The organism is Bradyrhizobium sp. UFLA05-153, assembly GCF_054185185.1.
The window spans coordinates 1-1614 of the sequence record NZ_JBBIAM010000307.1; the positions used below are offsets into that span (position 1 = coordinate 1).

A 1614-nucleotide genomic window follows, 5' to 3' on the forward strand; every position below is an offset into this window, starting at 1 on the left:
TCCAAGCTTGATCACGATCACTGGAATCCCTGATCGCCATCGCCTGTACCGCTGATCACCATCGCTGGAATACGCACGCTGCTGCAGAGAGCCTCTCGGTCGCCACCAGGACCGAGCGATCAAGCCGTCCGACCTCAACCGCGTCATCGTCGACATCACGGTGCAGCCCAAGAACGTGATGTTCCCGACCGATGCCCGGCTTCTGAACCGGGCGCGAGACCGGCTGCCAAAACGGCAGGGCCTCGCGTTGCAGCAATTCTATGCCCGGGGGTGGGCAAGTTCGCGCTGATCAAGCATCGGCGCTATGCCCACGCCAAGCAGTTCAAGCGCGCCAACCGAGCCTTGAGGACGCTTCGAACCTATCTCGGCCGTGTCATCCGCGACATCACCCGCAAGATCGAAGGCCGCACCGAATCGCTCGGTGAGATTGTCCTCGGCCGCATGCTGACGCTGGCGCGACGGGTGCTTGACAAGAAGCAGCACCAGCGTGGACCGAAGGTCTATTCGTTGCACGCGCCGGAGGTGGAGTGCATCGGCAAGGGCAAGGCCCACCGGCCTTACGAATTCGGGGTCAAGGTGTCCGTCGCCACGACGCTATCGCACCCCAAAGGCGGCCAATTCGTCACCCATGTGAAGGCGCTGCCCGGTAACCCTACGACGGCCATACGCTCGAGACCGTGATCCCGCAAAAGGAGGCGCTGACGGGCAACATCATCGAGCGCCTCGTTCTCGACAAGGGCCATCGCGGCCACAGTGCGCCACCCGACTACAAGTTCAAGGTGTTCATCTCAGGGCAGAAGCAGCGGGTGACGCCCAAGATCAAACGCGAGATGCGCCACCGCTCGGCCATCGATCTGGTCATCGGCCATCTCAAATCCGAACATCGGATGGGCCGGAACTTTCTCCGGCACCGCCTGGGCGATGCCACCAATGCTGTTCTCGCCGCCGCCGGCTACAACTTCCGTCGCCTCATCCGCTGGCTGGAGCTCTTGTTGCACCAAATCCTCGTCCAGCTCATCCTCCGACTTCACCTCGCCCCAAGCTGAAGTGCGGGTTCTTCACGGACGACTAATTCACTGACAATGGGCGAGACGTCCATCGTCTATGGTTCGCAGTATCTCGTTTCCGCTCTCGTCAAGAAGGGACTGCCCGTCAACGCGCTGACAAAGTCGGACACATCGCTGAAGGCGGCCCCTTATGTCGAGGGCTGGTGGTCATCGCGATCTCAAAGAAGAAGGCCGCCAGGGAGTTCGCCTATATTACCGTGAGCAAGGAAAATTCCGCGCTTTACCACCAGTACGTCGACAGCGTTCCAACGAACCAGCAGACTGAGCCGAGCGCGAATGTCGCGGAGGTTCGCGGCGGACGAGTTTGATAAGTTCGCCTATCTGCCGGATTGGACCTATATGTCCTCGCAACTGGACACATAGGTGAAGAAGTTCGAGCAGGACATCGCACCGAAACTTTAGCGCGCCTCGCGTTGTGCGGGGCGGCGGCCCCAGAGATAACCAGCGGCCCGCCTCTTTAGGCCTCCGGCGCTAGTACGAGGCAGTCCTCCGGTCGAATTTCCATCCGGACGCTTTCGCCGTCGCGTGCGAAGCACTGGCCGTTGTT

1 protein-coding gene and 1 pseudogene are annotated in these 1614 nt (G+C 60.9%); both read left to right on the plus strand.

What is annotated here, in order from left to right; genetic code table 11:
- Window positions 1-86 precede the first annotated feature (86 nt).
- Window positions 87-1046 (plus strand): annotated as a pseudogene (locus Q2941_RS51575) (IS5 family transposase); the annotation flags it as partial.
- Window positions 1047-1210: 164 nt separating this feature from the next.
- Complete coding sequence (locus tag Q2941_RS51580; RefSeq protein ID WP_458197534.1) at window positions 1211-1375, plus strand: hypothetical protein; 165 nt, start codon at window positions 1211-1213, stop codon at window positions 1373-1375.
- Window positions 1376-1614 lie beyond the last annotated feature (239 nt).